The organism is Microcoleus sp. (assembly GCF_049646505.1).
Classification (GTDB): Bacteria; Cyanobacteriota; Cyanobacteriia; order Cyanobacteriales; family Microcoleaceae; genus Microcoleus.
Genome location: NZ_JBARVX010000293.1, coordinates 1 through 3179, shown reverse-complemented (window position 1 = coordinate 3179; position 3179 = coordinate 1). Strand labels below are relative to the sequence as shown.

At 43.2% G+C, this 3179-nt stretch carries 4 protein-coding genes; all 4 read right to left on the bottom strand.

The window, feature by feature from the left end:
* Positions 1–237: 237 nt before the first annotated feature.
* Positions 238–1299 (bottom strand): ABC transporter substrate-binding protein, encoded by a 1062-nt coding sequence (locus WBA89_RS15550; protein ID WP_424407918.1) that lies wholly within the window; start codon positions 1297–1299, stop codon positions 238–240.
* Positions 1300–1349: 50 nt separating this feature from the next.
* Positions 1350–2204, bottom strand: coding sequence for an ABC transporter permease (locus WBA89_RS15545; protein WP_424407916.1), 855 nt, complete (start codon positions 2202–2204; stop codon positions 1350–1352).
* Between the two features lie 137 nt (positions 2205–2341).
* Positions 2342–2494: a hypothetical protein gene (locus tag WBA89_RS15540; RefSeq protein ID WP_424407914.1), complete on the bottom strand. Its 153-nt coding sequence runs from the start codon at positions 2492–2494 to the stop codon at positions 2342–2344.
* A partial coding sequence (locus WBA89_RS15535) for an ABC transporter permease (protein WP_424407912.1) occupies positions 2484–3179 on the bottom strand: 696 nt, incomplete at its 5' end. The genes WBA89_RS15535 and WBA89_RS15540, both read right to left, overlap by 11 nt.

The window sequence follows — 3179 nt, the reverse complement described above, 5'->3', positions numbered from 1 at the left end:
AAGATATGCTATTGATGAATTCTTAGCCCCCCCCTTAATAAGGGGGGGTTGGGGGGGTAATATCTAGCGCTTATTTGGCATAATGGTATTAGGATCTAAAACTTAATAACTTAAGCACCTCCTACACTCCTCTTTCCTGTAAGTTGCGAGTTCAAAGGAGGCAGAGCCTCGCCTATCTGCATTACCAGGCAGAGCCTGGTAACGAGCAAGCAAACCAGCCCGCCACCTGTTTGATATCTACTTTCCCGATCCTGCTTTAACTTCCGTCCAAGCTCGATCGTACAATGCGGTTGCTTTCCCGACATCCTGCAAGAATTTCATTTTAGCAAACACCTCAGCGGGCGGGTAAATTTGAGGATTATTCAAATCTTTCGGGTCGATTAAACCTTTGTCTATTGCTGCTTTGTTCGGCGTTCCGAAGTGGGTAAAGTTAGAAATTTTTGCACCTACTTCTGGCTGCAAAATGAAGTTAATAAATTTCTCGGCTAACTCTTTCTGGGGCGCACCTTTGGGAATTGCCATGTTGTCAGAAAAAATGATTGTTCCTTCTTTGGGAATAGCGTAGCGGAGATTGGGATTCTCTTTCATCACCTGAAAAATATCCCCGCTCCATTCCATTGTCAGGTTGACTTCTCCTTGATCCAGCAGGTTTTGACCCGTGTCGGGGACAAAAGCTGCAATAATATTTTTACTTTTAATCAGCAAATCGCGGGCTTTGTTAATTTCTTCGGGATTAGCTGTATTTGGGTCGAGTCCTAAATACATCAAAACGCCGGCAAAGGTGTATCTGGCATCATCTTGCCACGCGACTTTTCCGGTATATTTTGGGTCGAACATCGCCGCCCAACTGTTGATATCGCCTTTGGTTGCTTTCAGGTTGTAACCAAGTCCCATTGTTCCCCACTGGTAGGGCAGAGAATACTTATTTTCCGGATCGAAAGATTGAGCGGTAAACTTAGGGTCGAGGTTGATTTTGTTAGGAATGTTCTGGAAATTTAGCGGCTCAATCATATTCTCCGCTGCCATGATTTTTACCATGTAATCAGCGGGAAATATTACATCGTAACCGGGATTTCCCTGTTTGAGTTTGGCATAGAGTGCGTCGCTGTTCTCGAAAGTGTCGTATTGAATTTTTACATTGTTCTCTTTCTCGAATTGAGCTATAACTTCTGGGGCAATATAAGTTGCATAGTTGTAAATGCTCAGCACTTGCTGTTGGTTGCCGCCTGTGGGGCTGCAGCCGAAAGCTACCGTTGCACTCATCACAAACAAAAGTAGAAAATTCAGCAGGCGTTTCATAGGTTTGGTGAGTTATATCGAACAATAATTATGACACAAAAAACATTTTTTTAAGTTTTTTTAATTTTTAATGATGATACAACCAGCAACAAGGAAGCGAACAACATCAAAGTTGAGATGGCATTAATCGCTGGCGTTACTGCAAATTTTATCATGCCGTAAACAAATAGCGGCAGAGTCATCGAACCTACGCCGGTGGTGAAGAATGTCACGACAAAATCATCTAGAGACAAAGTAAAAGCCAGCAGTGCGGCGCTGAAAATAGCGGGCGAAATCAGAGGAAAAGTGATCCGCCAAAAAGTCCGCCATTCGTTAGCGCCCAAGTCAAAAGCTGCTTGTTCTAAAGTCGGATCGAGTTCCGCCAAACGCGCCCTGACAGTAATCGTCACAAACGAAATATTAAAGGCAACGTGACCGATAATTACTGTAGGTAAGCCGAGGTTGAGGCGAATTCCGGTGAGATTTTCTACGATCCGAAATGCTAGGGTAAAGAAAACTAGCAGCGAAATGCCGATCGTAATTTCGGGCATAATAATCGGCAAAAACAGTAAAGCTTCCACTGCTTTCCGTCCCGGAAAATGAAAGCGTTCTAGTGCTAGCGCCAGCATTGTACCGAAAATTGTCGCTAACACAGTGGAAATCGCTGCAATCAGCAAGCTGTTGTTGAGTGCGGGCAAAATTCCGCTACTGCTGCTAGCAATCGTCGCACCTGCATTGCTAAACAAGCTGCGGTACCAGTCGAGGGTAAAACCGCGCCAAACTGCATTGAATCTGGAGGTGTTGAAGGAGTAAATAATTAAGATGAGAATTGGCAAGTAAAGAAAGGCAAATGCTAGTGCAGCTTGTACCAAAAGCCACTTTTTTCCAGTCGCCCGCACGAGCAAATCTAGTTTTGTTTTAGTCATTTGTTATTTGTTATTTGTTAGTTGTTAGTTGTTAGTTGTTATTTGTTAGTTGTTAGTTGTTAGTTGTTATTTGTTATTTGTTAGTTGTTAGTTGTTATTTGTTAGTTGGTAGGGGCGGTGCCCCCGTGCCCGCCCTCTCAGTTGTTTGTTGCTGCCAACTGCCAACTGCCAACTGCCAACTGCTGCCAACTGCCAACTGCCAACTGCCCACAATAATCGCCTAAAATCAATAATCTCATAAACCCGCCCTCACTCACCTGTAAATCTGAATTTACCTCTTTAAGTTTCATCAGATACGCGGAAATAAATCAAAACAGGAATCAATATAATTACTGTTAATAACATAGAAAGGGCGGAACCAAAGGGCCAGTCGCGGGCTTTCATAAACTGATTTTGAATCAAATTTCCCACCATAACTGTTTTAGAGCCGCCCAATATATCGGGAGTAATAAAAGCGCCAACTGTTGGAACAAACACTAAAATAGAACCTGCAACAATTCCGCGAATTGTCAAGGGAAAAAATACGCGCCAGAAAGTTATAATGTCATTTGCTCCTAAATCTTGAGCGGCTTCTACTAATGAAAAATTGAAGCGTTCTATGCTAGAATATAATGGTAGAACCATGAAAGGTAAATAGCCGTAAATCAGACCGATCGCCACAGCGAAAGGCGTAAAAAGCAAGTTTAACGGTTCGCTAATAATTTGCAGGTTTTGCAGGGCTGTGTTAACTACTCCTTCGCTACGCAGCAGAATTATCCAGGCGTAGGTTCTCACCAAAAAGTTAGTCCAAAATGGAATAATTACCAGCAAAAGCAGGGCATTTCGCCAGCGGGGAGGACGGGTGGCGATGAAAAATGCTAGGGGATAGCCAACGAAAAGACAAGCAACGGTTGTTAAAAAAGCTAAAAAGAGCGATCGGCCAATTACTCCTAAAAAAAGTCCGCTGAACAAACGCTGGTAGTTGCTGAGAGTAAA

Bases quoted from the DNA above. Each gene is read 5' to 3' on its own strand.
- WBA89_RS15550 (WP_424407918.1), bottom strand. From the start codon at position 1,299: ATGAAACGCCTGCTGAATTTTCTACTTTTGTTTGTGATGAGTGCAACG.
- WBA89_RS15545 (WP_424407916.1), bottom strand. From the start codon at position 2,204: ATGACTAAAACAAAACTAGATTTGCTCGTGCGGGCGACTGGAAAAAAG.
- WBA89_RS15540 (WP_424407914.1), bottom strand. From the start codon at position 2,494: ATGAAACTTAAAGAGGTAAATTCAGATTTACAGGTGAGTGAGGGCGGG.